The 14453-nt window shown below is 73.0% G+C and carries 12 protein-coding genes; 7 read left to right on the top strand and 5 right to left on the bottom strand.

The features are described 5' to 3' along the window. Positions 1-36: 36 nt before the first annotated feature. Positions 37-927, top strand: coding sequence for a 3-methyladenine DNA glycosylase (locus tag ACFVTX_RS08290; protein ID WP_386899121.1), 891 nt, complete (start codon positions 37-39; stop codon positions 925-927). On the opposite strand, the gene ACFVTX_RS08285 is transcribed toward ACFVTX_RS08290, so the two are convergent. Next, entirely contained in the window at positions 896-1657 is a 762-nt protein-coding gene (locus ACFVTX_RS08285; protein ID WP_386899120.1) for an SDR family oxidoreductase, read from the bottom strand. The genes ACFVTX_RS08290 and ACFVTX_RS08285 overlap by 32 nt on opposite strands. A 123-nt stretch (positions 1658-1780) precedes the next feature. On the opposite strand from ACFVTX_RS08285, the gene sigJ reads away from it, so the two are divergent. Further along, a complete protein-coding gene (gene sigJ / locus ACFVTX_RS08280; protein WP_386899119.1) occupies positions 1781-2686 on the top strand; it encodes an RNA polymerase sigma factor SigJ in 906 nt (301 codons plus the stop codon). Positions 2687-2690: 4 nt separating this feature from the next. After that, on the top strand, positions 2691-2981 hold the full coding sequence (locus ACFVTX_RS08275; protein WP_386899118.1) for a DUF1905 domain-containing protein: 291 nt from the start codon (positions 2691-2693) through the stop codon (positions 2979-2981). 24 nt (positions 2982-3005) lie between these two features. Here ACFVTX_RS08275 and ACFVTX_RS08270 read toward each other — a convergent pair whose 3' ends face one another. Further along, positions 3006-5279, bottom strand: a complete 2274-nt coding sequence (locus ACFVTX_RS08270) for a hypothetical protein (RefSeq protein ID WP_386899117.1) — start codon at positions 5277-5279, stop codon at positions 3006-3008. A gap of 117 nt (positions 5280-5396) precedes the next feature. Continuing rightward, positions 5397-5780 carry a PLDc N-terminal domain-containing protein gene (locus ACFVTX_RS08265; protein WP_386899116.1) on the bottom strand — a complete coding sequence of 128 codons (384 nt, stop codon included), beginning with the start codon at positions 5778-5780 and terminating at the stop codon, positions 5397-5399. Between the two features lie 80 nt (positions 5781-5860). Between ACFVTX_RS08265 and ACFVTX_RS08260 the strand changes: the two genes are divergently transcribed. Together ACFVTX_RS08260 and ACFVTX_RS08255 are read left to right on the top strand one after the other, a co-directional pair. Then, positions 5861-6565 (top strand): endonuclease/exonuclease/phosphatase family protein, encoded by a 705-nt coding sequence (locus tag ACFVTX_RS08260; RefSeq protein ID WP_386899115.1) that lies wholly within the window; start codon positions 5861-5863, stop codon positions 6563-6565. A 75-nt stretch (positions 6566-6640) separates the two neighbouring features. Next, positions 6641-7420 (top strand): DUF2306 domain-containing protein, encoded by a 780-nt coding sequence (locus tag ACFVTX_RS08255; protein WP_386899114.1) that lies wholly within the window; start codon positions 6641-6643, stop codon positions 7418-7420. Positions 7421-7459: 39 nt separating this feature from the next. On the opposite strand, the gene ACFVTX_RS08250 is transcribed toward ACFVTX_RS08255, so the two are convergent. Further along, positions 7460-8065: a hypothetical protein gene (locus tag ACFVTX_RS08250; protein ID WP_386899113.1), complete on the bottom strand. Its 606-nt coding sequence runs from the start codon at positions 8063-8065 to the stop codon at positions 7460-7462. A 262-nt stretch (positions 8066-8327) separates the two neighbouring features. Between ACFVTX_RS08250 and ACFVTX_RS08245 the strand changes: the two genes are divergently transcribed. Both ACFVTX_RS08245 and ACFVTX_RS08240 read left to right on the top strand, forming a co-directional pair. Beyond that, the gene (locus tag ACFVTX_RS08245) at positions 8328-10901 is read left to right on the top strand and encodes an alkaline phosphatase family protein (protein WP_386899112.1); all 2574 of its coding nucleotides are present in this window, start codon (positions 8328-8330) and stop codon (positions 10899-10901) included. A 232-nt stretch (positions 10902-11133) separates the two neighbouring features. Further along, positions 11134-11763: a hypothetical protein gene (locus tag ACFVTX_RS08240; RefSeq protein WP_386899111.1), complete on the top strand. Its 630-nt coding sequence runs from the start codon at positions 11134-11136 to the stop codon at positions 11761-11763. Positions 11764-11826: 63 nt separating this feature from the next. On the opposite strand, the gene ACFVTX_RS08235 is transcribed toward ACFVTX_RS08240, so the two are convergent. Continuing rightward, positions 11827-14403, bottom strand: coding sequence for a lamin tail domain-containing protein (locus ACFVTX_RS08235; RefSeq protein WP_386899409.1), 2577 nt, complete (start codon positions 14401-14403; stop codon positions 11827-11829). Positions 14404-14453: the final 50 nt, after the last annotated feature.

Below are 14453 nucleotides of genomic sequence, written 5' to 3'. Positions count from 1 at the left end.
AGTCTCGCACCAGCCGCCGACACGTACCCTTGACGGGTGAACACGCTCCTTCCCGCCGCCGAGTGGCGCGCCCGCGCCGAGGCGCACGCCGAGCGGGCCGACGCGCTCACGGCAGGCCACCGCGATCGGGCGGCCCGGGGCGAGAAGCATCCCGTCTGGGACTTCCTGTTCACCTACTACTCGTACTCGCCGAGCCTCCTGCGCCGCTGGCACCCGGGCGCGGGCGTCGAGCTCGCCGAGGCGGCGTCGACGCCGCGAGCCGAGTGGCGCTGGTACGCGCCCGGCACCGAGCCGGGGTCGCTCGTCGTCGACCGCGCCGCGATGGAGGCCGAGAAGGGGCCGATGCTCGGCACGGTCGAGCGCATGCTGCGGCTCACCGCGTCGCGGCCCGCGGCGTTCGGATGCTTCGGGCTGCACGAGTGGGCGATGGTCTACCGGCAGGGCGAGCACCGGCACCCGGTGCCCCTGCGACTCGGGCAGGCGGGCACCGACGCCGTCGTCGAGACGCATGAGCTCCGCTGCACCCACATCGACGCGTTCCGCTTCTTCACACCCGACGCGGTGCCGCGCAACCGCTTCGCGCCGACGCGTGAGACGCAGCCGCAGCTCGAGCAGCCCGGCTGCCTGCACGCCGGCATGGACGTCTACAAGTGGGCGGTGAAACTCGGCCCGCTCGTGCCCGGTGAGCTGCTGCTCGACGCGTTCGAGCTCGCCCGTGACATCCGACTGCTCGACATGCTCGCGTCGCCGTACGACATGGCGCCGTGGGCGGGCGAGCCGGTGCGCATCGAGACGCCCGAGGGCAAGGCCGAGTACGTCAGGCAGCAGCGCGGCTTCGCCGAGCGCGGCAACGCGCTGCGGGCCCTGATCCTCGAGGCGTCGGGCGCCGCGCCGGTCAGCGCGCCGCCTGCGGTTCCCGCTCGCTGAGCCACTCGTCGAAGGTCTGCACGCCGAGCACCGCGTCGGGGCCGGGCAGCGCCGCGCCGCGCCGCATCTCGCGCATGCCCCGCATCGGCATCGCCACGTCGACGACGGGCCCGCGCCGGCCCTCCGCACGTACCAGTCGGCGGATCATCGAGGCCAGCTGCTCCTCTCGCGGGCCGGCGAGATCGCGCGAGCGCCCCGCGGCGGGCGGCTGCTCGGCGACGTCGACGAGCCGCGCCCCGACCTCGCGGGCGGCGACGGGCTGCGTGCGCATGAGGGCGGCGAACTGCACGCCGGCGAACCGCAGCGATCCCGCCATCTGCCCCGCGAACTCGTGGAACTGCGTCGCCCGCTGAATGCTGAACGGCACCCCGCCGGCTTCGACGACCCGCTCCTGCGCGAGCTTCGCCTCGTAGTACGCGTACGGCACCCCGTCGATGCCGACGATCGAGAGCAGCACGTGGTGGGCGACGCCCGCGCGCGCCTCTGCGGCGAGCAGGGTGCGCGAGGTCGTGGTGAAGAAGCGTTCGGCCTTCGCCCGGTCGATCGACATGATGTTGGCCGTGTCGATGACGGCCTCGACCCCGGCGAGCGCGGCATCGAGGCCCTCCCCCGTGACGAGGTCGACCCCGGTCGACCTCGCGAGCACGACGACCTCGTGGCCGCGCTCGCGCGCCGCATCGACGACGTGGCGTCCGACGGTTCCGGTTCCTCCGGCGACGGCGATCTTCACAGTGCGTTCCTCTCGTGTGGGTGCGGTGCGGCGGGGCGCCGCAGGCGTGGCATCCGCCCGCCCTCATCTCTTCGACGATGCGGCACCGCACTTTGTGAGGTCGGGTGGTGAGAGGCTGGGGCCATGGACCCGGACGACCGCCCCGACCCCGAGCGCGAGCGCCGCGCCCTCACCGGGCTCGCCTACCGCATGCTCGGCACGGTCGCCGACGCGGAGGACGCCGTGCAGGAGGCGTACGCGCGATGGTTCAGGATGCCGCAGGGCGCGCGCGAGGCGGTCGCGAACCCCGGCGCGTGGCTGATGACGGCGACGAGCCGGATCTGCCTCGACGTGCTGGGTTCGGCCCGTGTGCGGCGCGAGTCGTACGTCGGTGAGTGGCTGCCCGAGCCGCTGCCGAGCTCGGTCGCGGCGATGTTCGCACCGCCCGCGAGCGACGACCCGCTCGACCTGGTCGCCCGCGACGAGTCGATCTCGACGGCACTGCTCGTCGTGCTCGAGTCGTTGACCCCTGCCGAACGCGTCGTGTTCGTGCTGCACGAGGTCTTCGCGGTGCCGTTCGCCGAGGTCGCAGAGATCGTGGGGCGCACGCCCGCCGCCTGCCGCCAGCTCGCCGTGTCGGCGCGACGGCACGTGCACGAGGGCCGCGCCGGGATCGTCAGCCGCGAACGGCACGACGAGGTCGTGAGGGCGTTCATCGCGGCGACCGGCACCGGGCGGCTCGACGCGCTCGTGTCGCTCCTCGACCCCGAGGTCGTGCTCGTCTCCGACGGCGGCGGGCTCGTCTCGGCCGCGCGTCGCCCGGTACTCGGACCCGACCATGTGTCCCGGTTCCTCGCGGGGATCATCGCGCAGCGCGGGGCGGCGCTCGAATGGTCGCTGCACGACGACGGCGACGGGCTCACCGTCGCGTTCGGCGAACGCGGCACGGTCGACGCGGTGGCCGCGGTCGAGGTGCGCGGCGAGCGGATCAGCCGGGTCTGGATCGTGCGCAACCCCGAGAAGCTGCGACGCTGGAACCCGGAGGGCTGAGGCGATGGAATTCGAGTTCGACGGAGAGCTGTGGTTCTGGCGGGGGCCCGCGCCGTGGCACTTCGTCACCGTGCCCGCCGCCGAGTGCGAGGCGCTCGCCGCCGTCGCCCCGCTCGTGAGCTACGGCTGGGGCATGGTGCCCGCCACCGTGCGCATCGGTGCGAGCGAGTGGGCGACGGCGCTCTGGCCGAAGGACGGGGGCTACATCGTCCCCGTGAAGACGTGGGTGCGTGCGGCGGAGTCGCTCGAGCTCGGCGACCGCGTCGGGGTGCGCCTCACCGTCGGGAGCCCCTGAGGCGCGCGTCGCCGGGCCGCGCGCTCAGGCTGGGTGGCGGCCGTTCGTCGAGGCGAGGTGGAGCTCGGGGACCACGAGGTCGGTGCGCTCGGCCGGTCGGGACGCCGGCGTCGCGCCGGTGCTGGCGCCGGCGCCCGCGCCCGCCGCACGCACGAGCGCGACGAGCCGGTCGAGGTAGGCGGCGACGGCGCGCTGCTCGGCCTCGTCGGGCACCCAGAACATCGCGGTCGCGACATCGGCGGCGAGGCCCGCCGGGTCCTCGTCGGCCTCGGCGAGGAGCGTCGTCGTGGAGTGCCGACCGGTGTCGACGAGGCAGCGCGCGGCGCGCAGCCTCGCCCAGCGCTCGCGTTGCGCGCTCAGGCGGCCGCGCACGTCGCCGTCGTCGTCGATCGCGACGACGTCGAGTTCGGCGCCGAGCGCCGCCCGCACGATGACGGCGGCATCGGCGAGCTTCTCGACGACCTCGGCGTCGAGCCCCGAGCGCTGCACGACGCGGTGCTGCACCGCCGGGCTCACGAGCTCTTCGGGGTGCCGAACCCCGGCCCGCTCGAGCTGCAGGCGCACCGCACCGAAGCGGTCGATGCGCCAGGCGTCCTGCAGGTCGGCGAGCACGGCGTCGCGGAGCGCCGGCTCGCGCCCGAGCGGGGTGAGTTCTGGGTCGACGACGGCGAGGTCGCGGTACTCCTCGACCCAGCACACGCCGCTCAGCCGTTCGACGATGTCGGCGAGCTCGGCGGCGAGCTCGGCGCGCCCGGCGGCGATGCGACGGCTCTGGTAGCAGGCGACCGAGTACTTCACCTCGACCTCGCTCGACGCCATCGCCTGCGTCTTCCAGCGTTCGGCGATCTCACGCTGCGCGGCGAAGCGTTCGTCGGGCCGGCCTTCGCGCAGCGCGTCGCGGTCGTCGAGGAGGAGCAGCAGCCCGAGCCCGGCCCGCTGCTCCATGCGGGCGAGCACCTGCCCCGCGGTATCCTTCTCGCGCGCGGGCATCTCGTCGAGCGCGGCGACGAACTCGCCGACGATGCCGATCGCCCGCTCGGTGCGCGCGAGGCGCACCGCGTCGTCGGCGAGTTCCTCGTCGCCCGACATCAGCCAGTTGCGCACGGTCATCGTGTAGTACGCGAGCAGCCGGAGCATGAGCAGCAGCGGTTCGGGGTGCGCGGTGAGCCGCCGCCAGCGGCGCGCGGACTCGGCGCTGTCGCGCCGGGGCGCGCGGTCGAGTTCGTGCCACGGACGGAACCGGGCGTCGTGGAGCGGCGCGAGGTCGCGGCCGGCGAGCACCGCGGCGACCTGGATCATCGGCTCGAGGCGGTCGAGGAGATCGCGCAGGCTCTGCGGGTCGGCGACGCCGCGGTAGCGCTCGTAGACGTCCTCGAACTCGACGAGGATGCTCCGTGGATCGGCCTGGATCGCGCGGGCGATGTAGAGCTCGCGGAGGTCGTCGTCGCGGGTGCGGCGGGCGACACCGATGAGGCCGAGCCCGAGCCACTCGCGCGTGTTGTAGAACCCGATGATGTCGGGGTATCGCCGGGCCACGTTCGTCGCGGCGAACGCGGCCGAGAGCACGAGCAGTTCGCCGGGGTGGTGCGGGTCGGCGGGCGCGGCCGGCAGTTCGAGCGAGGCGTCCTCGACGATGCGACCGTTGCGGCGCAGCCGCGCGACGCCCGAGTCGGGGTCGAACACGGTGACCTCGAGCCTCCACGGCGTGAGGTTCAGGAGCATCGACATGGCGCCGCCGACGAGGGCGACCGCCCAGTTCTCGGTGCGGTCGGCGATCGTGACGAGCTCGTTGAGGTCGGAGCCGTCGGGCCGTTCGACGCGGCCGCTCGGGTTGTCGGCATTGAGCTCGCGCATGCGCACGGTGACCTCGGTGGCCCACGCGTCGTTCGAGGAGCCGTCGGATCCGATGACCGTGACCTTCAGCCACGGGGTCGTCGCCATGCCGTGGGCGAGGAGCAGCACTCCCGCGACGGCGAGCGCGACGATGCCGACCCAGATGAGCGGCAGCCACGGCCCGACGGTGCTCGTGAGCGCCGCGGCGCCGACGAAGCCGGCCGCCGCGACCGCGGTGATGAGCCCGCCGACCCACTTCGCGTTCATGCTCCAGCGGCGGGTGACCGGGGTCGCCGTCCAGTGCGGCAGCGCCGAGAGGAGGCGTGCAGCGACGATGCAGATGAGCCAGACGACCGCCCACACGACGCCGAAGTCGATGATCGGGGCGAGGAACCCCGATTGGAACGCGACCCAATCGCTCGTCTCGGCCGCCGCCAGTGTCAGCGCAGCATGGATGCCGTCCACGATCCCTCCCAGCGGGCGCAGGCCGTGGTTCGGCGCAGGCGACCCCGCAGGAATGAGAGAAGCTCAGACCTTCGCTCGCGGCATCCGGGCTGACACCGAAAGCCCGGCCTCGCCGGCCTAGTCGACCGAACCCGTGTCGAGCTCGCGCTTGCGGCGCTCGAGCTCGGCGCGACGCTCGTAGTACTCGATCTCGCGGTCGAGGTCGGCGAGCTGCTCTTCGGTCGAACGCGCCTCGAACGGGCGCGGCGGCGCGCTCTGCTGCGGTGCAGGGGCCGGGGCCTGGTGGGCGCGCCCCGCGGGGGTGAACCCGCCGAGCCCCGCCGAGGAGTACTCGCGCCCGAGGGCGAACCACAGGATCGTGCCGATGAGCGGCAGCAGGATGACGAGCAGGATCCAGGCGAACCTCGGCAGGTGCTTGACCTGCGACTCGTCGCGCATGATGAGGTCGACGAGCGCGATCACCATGCCGGCGACCGTCAGGATGCTGAACAGGAAGGGCATGGCCAGAGCCTAGGGGCGGGCCGGGCGATTCGTCACGTCATCCACGGCCACCGTTCAACTTCACCGAATAGGCTGAGGCGATGCTGGTCATCAGCTACAACCTCCGCAAGCACCGCGCGATCTCAGAGCTCGCGGCGCTCGATTCGCGCTACTCCCCCGACGTGCTCTGCCTGCAGGAGTGCGACACCACCGACCTCGCCGAGGAGGTCGGGCGGCTCCGGCTGGCGCACTCCACGACGGGCAACCGGCTCGGCCTCGCCATGTACTACCGGCCCGATCGGCTGACGCCCCGTGGCATCCGCGCCTTCGCCCTCAAGAAGTCGCTGCACGACCGCGTGCTGCGGCCAGCCCACGAGCGCCTCCTCGGGGCCCGCTTCATCGACCTGCAGCACGACCGCGAGCTCATCGTCGCGTCGTTCCACGCGGCTCCGCTCACCGCGCTCAACTCCCTGCGTCGGCACCAGATCCACTCGGCGCTCGGCTCGCTCCAGCTCATGGGTCCGCACCTGCCGACGCTCATGGTCGGCGACTACAACTACCCCGTCTTCAAAGACAACCTGGCCGAGAAGGTGCGCGACGCGGGCTACGAGCTCACGCTGAGCGACAGCCGCACCTACACGCGCTACAAGTACTTCCGGGGGCACTTCGACTTCGCGACCTCGGCCGACTTCGACATCCGCCGCGTCGAGACCCTGCCGCGCGGATCGAGCGACCACCTGCCGATCCTCATCGACGCGCAGTACGTCGGCACGCACGCCGACGACGAGATCGACGTCGTCATCTGACGCCGGCCGACCCCACGTCGAACCCGGGGGTTCACCCCCTGACCGCCCGCGCCGCACGGTCGTAGCGTGCGGCGCATGACCTCCACCGAGACCCCCGAAGCCACCGGCACCCGCCCGGCCGCACCGGCCGCGCCCGCCGCGCCCGCACCCCGTCGCCCGCGCACCGCCCCGGCCCGCATCGGCTGGACCTGGGTGCTCCTCTCCTCGCTCGGCATCGCCGCGTTCGCCGTGATCCCGTACCTCACCGCCCCGCTGCGGGCCCTCGCCGAGTCGCCCTCGGGCGGCCTCGCCGGCAACTACGCCGAGCAGCCGTGGCCGATCCAGCTGGCGTTCTACGCGCACATCGTCGCGGGCGGCCTCGCGCTCGTCGTCGGCCCGTTGCAGTTCTGGAAGGGGCTCCGCACGAGGCATCCGCTCGTGCACCGCACCGTCGGGCGCACGTACCTCGTCGCCGTCGCGATCGGGGCGGCCGCGGGCCTCGCGATCGCGCCCGTCAACGACGCGGGCATCGTCGGCATGTTCGGCTTCGGCGGTCTCGCGGTGCTGTGGTTCGCGACCGGGTTCGCCGGGTATCGCGCGATCAGGCGAGGGGATGTCCCGAGCCACCGCGCCTGGATGATGCGCAACTTCGCCCTCACCTACGCGGCCGTCGCCCTCCGCCTCTGGCTGCCGCTCCTGATCGTCGCGCAACTGCCGTTCACGACCGGCGCCTTCGACTTCGACGCGGTGTTCGCGAACGCGTACGCGGCGGTGCCGTTCCTCTGCTGGGTGCCGAACCTCATCGTCGCCGAGTGGCTCATCGCCCGGCGGGGGCTGCCCACGTTCTGGCGGGCGACGGTGCCTGCCACCCGCTGAACACGGCCGCCTCCGCTTCGCCGTGCGGGTCGCCCGCGCTCAGCCGGCGATCGCGATGCCGACGCAGACGAGGCCGAGCAACAGGTCGAGGCCCATGCACCAGAGTGCGAGCGAGCGACCGACGACCACGTTGCGGCGGTAGTGCACGACGTCCCATCCGGCGTGGGCCGCGAGCGCCAACCCGGCGAGCGCCAGCCCGACGCGAGGATCGAGGGCGAGCGCGGCGACGGCGACGCCGAAGAAGCCGAGCATGGCGATCGCCTGCGGGGTCGTCGCCCGCGGCCTGCGGATGAGGCCGACGACGAGCAGCACGAACCCGGCGGCCGCCAGCGCCGCCCATCTGGGCAGGTCGAGGAGTTCGGCTCCGAAGACGAGCAGCGTACCGAGCACGACGACGAGCCAGGCGACCCAGCGCAGCCCGGTGACGGCGGCGGCGAGATAGCAGAGCGTGGCGATGCCGAGGGCGGTCATCGGCACGTTCGGGCCGAGCGCCTCGGGGTAGCCGCTGAAGAGCAGGCCGAACCCGCTCGCGACGCCGATGAGGATCGCGACGACGATGAAGAGCGGCGCGGGCGGCGCCGGCGGTGCGGATTCGACGGGCGGAGGCTCGGTCGTGCCCGGCGTTGCGCGGTCGGTTCGGTTCATCGCTGCGCCTCCTCGCGTGTGCGACGGGGACCCGGTTACCGGATACCCCCTCTGGGTATAGCACGTCGACTCGCGCGCCGCCACCCCTCGCAGGTTCGGGTGGTCGGGGCGATCTGGAGGGGCAGCCGGCCGCCGCGCATTGTCCGCACAAGCTGCCGCCGTCGCCCCCTGCCGTTCATCTGCGGGACGGACGAACGGGGGTGTGCGGTCGCCGGCCGCGACGAGGCTGACGCCGACTCGCATCCCATCGGAAGGACGACCAATGCGAACATCCCAGACCATCTGCCTGACGACCGCGCTCGGCGTGGCGGCAGCACTGCTGCTGCCCGTCGCGCCCGCCGCGGCCGAGACCCCGCAAGCGGATTCCGCCTCGGCCGGCGTCGGCGCCGCGGCATCCGGCTCGGCATTCTTCACCGAGACCTTCGACTCGCTGACCCCGGCGCTGCGGCCGCGGGTCGACGAGACGCATATCTCCACGGAGCTGCTCGGCTGGACCCCCGACGCACCCGCCGGATGGACCGTCACGAGCGACGCCTCGATGTCGGGCAAGGGCAAGACCGAATGGCGCGGTTGGAGCTTCGCGACGCCGAAGTTCTGGGCCGCCGCGCAGACGGGCCAGGGCCGGGAGCTGTTCACCCGCGGCTCGGGCGTCATCGCCGTCGCCGAGAACGACGAATGGGACGACGGCAACTCGCCGGGCGAGCAGCTGTTCTCGAGCACCCTCTCCTCCCCCGGCATCGCGGTCGCGGGCGGCACGACGGTGCACGTCAACTTCGACTCGAACTACCGACAGACCGGGCCGCAGCTCGCCGCCCTCGAGGTCTCCTTCGACGGCGGCGCGCCGACGCGCCTCTTCGAGTACAGCACCGCGGTGCTCGGCGACCAGACGTACCTGCACGACCGGCTGCTGACCCAGCCGATCGACGTTCCAGCGGGCGCGACGACGATGCGACTCGACTGGGTCGTCGAGCAGGCCACCAACGACTGGTACTGGGCGATCGACGACATCACCGTCACCGACGCCCCCGCCGTCGGCGCCGAGAGCCCGCTGCCGCCCGCACCGCCCGAGCCCTCCGACGTGCCCGACGGCATCAGCGACCGCAAGGTGCTCTTCATCGACTTCGACGGCGTGCGACTCGACGAACTGCGCGCCTACGACACCCCGAACCTGGACGCCCTCGCCGCCGCCGGGCAGTTCGGCGTCTCGTACCTGCAGGACAACGCGCTCGGCCCGACCGTCTCGGGTCACGGCCACGCGAACCTGCTCTCGGGGGTCTGGGTCGACAAGCACCGCTCGCCCGACAACAACTTCACGAACCCGAACATCGAGGCCTACCCCGACGTGCTCACGCGCCTCGAACAGGTGAACCCCGCGTTCTCGACGTTCTCGACCGCCGACTGGCAGCCGCTCAACGACCACCTCATCCTCCGCCCCGACGTGAAGCTGCAGCAGCGCGGCGCCTCGGCCGCGGCCACCGACGTGCAGAGCGTCGACGACGCCGTCGAGGTGCTCTCGACCCGCAACCCCGACGCGATGGTCGTGTACCTGCACAACGGGGATGCCACGGGGCACGCCTACACGGCCGAGTCGCCGCAGTACAAGACCACGATCGAGTTGCTCGACCGCCAGGTCGGGCAGCTCGTCGACGCGATCGAGGCGCGCGAGGACGCGGCATCCGAGGACTGGCTCGTCGTCGCCTCGACCGACCACGGCTTCACGGGCTACGGCCACGGCGGCGACCAGCACAAGACCCGCAAGGTGTGGACGCTCGCCTCGGGCGGCGACGTGCCCGCGACCGGCGCGGCCACGCGCGAATGGCGGCAGGTCGACCTCGCACCGACCATCCTCCGCCACCTCGGCGTCGACATCGACCCCGCGTGGGGGCTCGAAGGGGTGCCGATCGGCACGCCCTCGACCGACCCGTTCGACACCGTCGCCGCCGCGTTCGGCCCCGTCGTCGACGAACCGGCGAAGCCGGCCGACACCGCCGGCTGGACGAAGCAGGCGCCCGAGGGATGGCAGATCGACGAGCGCACCCCCGCCGCGGGTTCGAGCGAATACCGCGGCTGGTCGTTCATGTCGGGCGAGTTCTGGACGACGAGCGAAGAGGGGCAGGGTCGCGGTTCGTTCGTGCGCGCCCGCGACGTCATCGCGGTCGCCGACGCCGACGAGTGGAACGACCTCGGCGACCCGGCCGCTTCGGGTGCACGGTTCGACTCGACGCTGTACTCCCCGTGGCAGGAGGTGAAGCCCGGCGGCACCGTCGACCTCACCTTCGTCTCGCACTACCGCCAGCTGAGCGCGACCGTGCCGCAGCACGCCGAGGTCGTCGCCGAGTTCGACGACGGCACCGCCCAGGTGCTCTGGAGCCGGGACGCCGCGCAGGGCGCCTCGTTCGAGATCAACCAGCCCGTCTCGCTCAGCACGCACGCCACCGCCGACTCGCGTCAGGTGCGCATCGGCTGGCGGCTCACCGCGGGCGACAACGGGTACTGGGCGATCGACGCCCCGCAGATCTCGGCCGAGACCCGCGCCGTCGACCCGGCGTTCGCGCTCGGCGCCGCGAGCGTCACCGCGGGCCGCACCGTCGAGGCGAGCGGAACCGGCTTCGGCACCGACGAGGAGGTGCGCCTCGAGCTGCGGCGCAGCGGCGACCGCCGCGCCCTCGAGACGGCCACGGTCACCGCGTCGATCCTCGGCGAGTTCGAGCTCGACGTCACCGTGCCGCGATCGACGAAGCGAGGTGCCTACGAGATCGTCGCGGTGCGCCCCGACGGCAGCGAGCACGCGGTGCCGATCGCGGTGACCCGCGGTCTCGGGCTCGGCGCGAACTGACCCGCCCCGATGCACCGACGGCCGGGCGACCCGCGAGGGTCGTCCGGCCGTCGGCTGCGCTCATCGAGCGGGCTGCTCGGCCTCCGTCTGCGACGACCTGTCGGACGAGGAATCCCATCCGATGATCCTCTCAGACCGAGTTGCCGGGGTGCCGGGTGATCACTGCGCCGACCGCAGCACACGCGGGCGTGCGGGCGTGCGAGGTCGTCGCATCGCCGCGTAGGTTGAGGCTATGCACGCCATCCCTGCAGACGAACGGGACTCGGCCTGGGAACGGGATGATGCCCGCTACCGGGTGTACGTCTTCACGGGCGCTGACAACGCGGTCCTCACCGTCGATCTGGTCGATGCGACGATCGAAGAGGCACTGGAAACCGGGCTCGCACTCTCGAACGGCGATGAGCACCTCTGGGCGCTCGCGCTCGTCGAAAACGACTCGCGGGGCATGCGCGGGTTGATCTGGCTTTCCGGTATGGACTACAACGATCCGCCGAGCTCTGCCCGGGAGTGGCGGCGACGGCGTCAAATGCAGGATCGCTACCTCAGGGCGAAGAGTCTGCGAGGAGCGCCGACGCTCCTTCCGAACGGTCTCCGTCTCATCCGCGTGTTCCCGGAGTGGGTCGGCGGCTGGCCGCTCTGGGAGAGCTACACCGAGGACTACCGCCTCACCGGACCCGATCTCGGGCTGTCGGCTGGTCTCAGCGACGCGCTGTTCGTGTGGAACGAGGAGTGGCTGCGACGGCAGCCGGATGATCCGCTTCCCGCGGGATGGGAGGATCGAGGAATCGCGCTCCTGGCCCGGTTGCGAGACGAGCTCCACGGGGTCGCCGAAGTACGGCCGGAGTTCCTGAGCGAGCGCTAATGCCGCAGACGGCCGGGCGTCTCGCGTTGAGTCGCCCGGCCGCTCGTTCGTGCGGTGGTCCTGCTATTCGCGAGTCGGCGCCGTGGCGCGGTGGCGGCGGCGTGCCGCGATCATGAGCGCCGCACCGAGGCCCGCGACGAGCACGGCGAGCGGCGCCAGTGCGAGCAGGCCCGCGTCGACACCCGTCTCGGCGAGGTCGCCTGCGGCGCCCGCGGGCGAGGTCGGCGTCGCCGTACCGCCGCCCGTGCCGCCGCCGACGCCGCTGCCGTCGCCGGGGCCGGGGCCGGGCTCGCCGCCCGTGCCGCCGTCATCCGCACCGGGCAGCGTGCCCGCGCGCAGGGCGGCGGGCTGCACGCCGTCGGCGAACCACCAGGCCGCACGCTCGGCGCCTGCAGCGGCCGAGGCGGTCGCCGTGGCATCCGCCCCGCCCGTCGCCGTGCGCGCAGCCGAAACGAGCGACGGCGCGGCCGACGCGCTCGGCGCCGTCGCGAAGCCCTCGTTGTTGAGGTTCGGCATGCCCGCCGGCCGCTCGAACACGCTGATCCCGGGCTCGCCGCCAGTGAACGCGATCCGGGCCGACCGCCCCTCGCAGCCGTCGTCGCACACGGCCCACAGCTCGCCCAGCACGGTGTCGTAGTCGAGGGCCATGACGCCGCCGAGACCCGGGTCGATCGTCGCGACCTGGGCGATGCCGCCGTCGGCGCCGAGCGCGTAGGCGTAGACGAAGCCGTTGTCCTCGACGGCGACGAAGAAGAGGCCGTCGCCGTGGCCCGGGTAGTCGGCCGGGTCGTAGCCGGCGCCGGTGCTCTGGTCGACGAGGCGACCCGCGAGCGCGGCGTCCGAGACCCACTCGACGGCCTCGATGCCGGTGTTCGCGGCGACCTGCGGCAGCGTGGCGGTGAGGTCCCACTCCTGCGAGGCGACCACGTCGGGGCCGGGTGCGTCGACGTCGACCGCGAGCACGACGTTCTGGTTCACGCCCTTCTTCGAGTTGTCGCGCTCGGAGGCGAGGTAGACGTCGCCGCGGGCGTCGACCGTGATCCCTTCGGCGTCTGGGCCTGCGGCGGCGGGGTTCCCGGCGTCGCGCTGGAACCGGGCGCGCTTGCCGTCCTCCCAGCCGTCGGCGAACGATGCGGCGCCGTCGGCGGCGATGTCGAGCTTCCAGAAGGTGCCGGTGCCGTTGTCGACGGCCCAGAGCACGGTGCCGGCATCGGTCGCCTGCGCGTCGAGGCCCGAGGAGTCCTCGAGGAACATCACGGTCTCGTCGAGCACGCGCACCTCCGCCGAGCCGGGCCACGCCGCGGCTTCGGGCTCCTCGCCCGGGCCGCCGGGTTCGCCGGTGCCGTCGCAGTTCGAGGCGCCCTTCGTCGCGGTCGTGGCGGCGGCGAAGTCACCGGTGCCGTCGGGGCAGCGCGCCCAGGTGACGGCCGCGTGCTCGCTCCACGCGTACTCGGCGACGGTGAGGCCGCTCGCGTTGCGGATCGTCGCGACATCCGCGCCGCCGAGCCCGAACGTGAAGTGCGCGCCGCCGTCGAACACGAAGAACGCGCCCGGCGCGAGCGTCGTGCCGGCGGCGACCGGGGTGACGTCGGCCGCGTGGCCGGTGGGGTCGGAGTCCATGAGCGTCCAGCCCGAGAGGTCGATCGGGGCGGTGCCGGTGTTCACGACCTCGACCCAGTCGGTGGCGTCGCCGTTCGACTCGACCTCGTTGATCGCGACGGCGGGCAGCACGCACTCGTTCGCGGCGCCCGGCGTCACGCGGGCGAGGGCGAAGTCGCCGGTCGTGTCGGGGCAGCGCGCGTAGCTCGCGGCCGCTTCGTCGCCGTCGATGGCCGGATGTCCCGTCCACGACGTCTCATCGACGAGCACCCCGTCGGCGCCGAACACGCGGATCGAGTCGGAGCCGCCGATGCCGATCGCGGCCTGGAACTGCTGCGCGGCGCCGTTCGCGTCGAGACCCTGGGTCTCGGCGTCGACGACGAGCCGCTCGCCCGCGCCGAGGCTCGTGCCGTCGGCGAAGAACCAGCGGTGGTCGTCGGAGTTGTCGCGGATCTCGACGCCCGTGAGGTCGACGGCCGCGTCGCCCGGGTTGACGAGCTCGATCCAGTCGGCGGGGCCCGAGTCGACCTCGTTCAGCACGACGGTCCCGGGCACGGCGGGCGTCTCGCAGGCGTTCGGGGCGCCGAGCGTGATGGCGGTGCCGTGCGCCCAGGCGCCCCCGTCGGTGCAGCGCGACCAGTCGGCGAGCGGGGCCGTCGCGGCGTAGGCGTACGAGTCGACGTCGGCGCCCGCGGCGTCGACGAGGGTGACGGCGTCGCCCTTGCCGAGGCCGAACGGGAACCCGAGCGGCGAGGCGTCCTTCTCGAGCACGAGGAACGCGCCCGCGGCGAGTGTCGTGCCGGCGGGCAGTTCCCCGGCCTCTTCGCGCTTGTCGTCGAAGACCTTCCACCCCGAGACATCCGTGCTCGCGGTGCCGGCGTTGTAGAGCTCGATCGCGTCGACCTGGCCTGCGACCACGTCGTCGTAGACGATCTCGTTGACGACGACGCCCGAGGCGGGCGCGGCCGCCGCGGACGTCGCGAGCGCGGGCGTCGCGGCGAGCGCGAGCCCCGATGCGACGACGGCGAACGCCGTGAGCATCGCGGGCACGGCGGCCCGCGCCTGCGCGGGAGAAGTGGGTGATTCGGGTG

This window comes from Agromyces sp. NPDC058136 (genome assembly GCF_042884375.1).
GTDB lineage: Bacteria > Actinomycetota > Actinomycetes > Actinomycetales > Microbacteriaceae > Agromyces.
Note: the sequence above shows the minus strand (reverse complement) of the source record. Positions and strands in the feature narration are given on the sequence as shown.